The organism is Hydrogenophaga intermedia (genome assembly GCF_023715105.1).
GTDB classification, from domain to species: domain Bacteria; phylum Pseudomonadota; class Gammaproteobacteria; order Burkholderiales; family Burkholderiaceae_C; genus Hydrogenophaga; species Hydrogenophaga intermedia_A.
In genome coordinates, this window is the sequence record NZ_JAMBNO010000104.1 from 1 (window position 1) to 449 (window position 449).

Genomic DNA, 449 nt, shown 5'->3' on the forward strand with positions numbered 1-449 from the left:
GTCGTCATACCTCTTTGATGCTCGGGCAGGGAGGACATGACGCCGCGGGCGACGTACAGCTTGCTTCGAGGCAGGCGCAGCAGTGGTGGGCCTAAGAGGACTTGAACCTCTTTTCATACCCTCTCTGACCTGCGGCTCCACCGCTCTGACCTGCGAAAACGTGGAATCATGGGAGCTTATGAGAGTCTAAGAGGATCCTGTTGTTCCACGTATGTTCCACGAAAGCGACCCCTCATGGCGAACCGTAGACGCGGCTTCGGACGGATCGCGCGGCTGCCGTCCGGGCGGCACCGAGCCGCCTACATCGGCCCCGACCTTGTGAAGCACAAGGCACCGGAGACCTTCGCCAACCGAGAGGATGCGGAAGGGTGGCTCGGCGCTGTGAAGCGCCGGATCGACCTCGGCACCTGGACAGCTCCGGATGCCGCTCCGGTGGCTAGGAAACGACC

At 62.6% G+C, this 449-nt stretch carries 1 pseudogene; it reads left to right on the plus strand.

The features are described 5' to 3' along the window. Window positions 1–234: 234 nt before the first annotated feature. Window positions 235–449 (plus strand): annotated as a pseudogene (locus M3149_RS22770) (hypothetical protein); the annotation flags it as partial.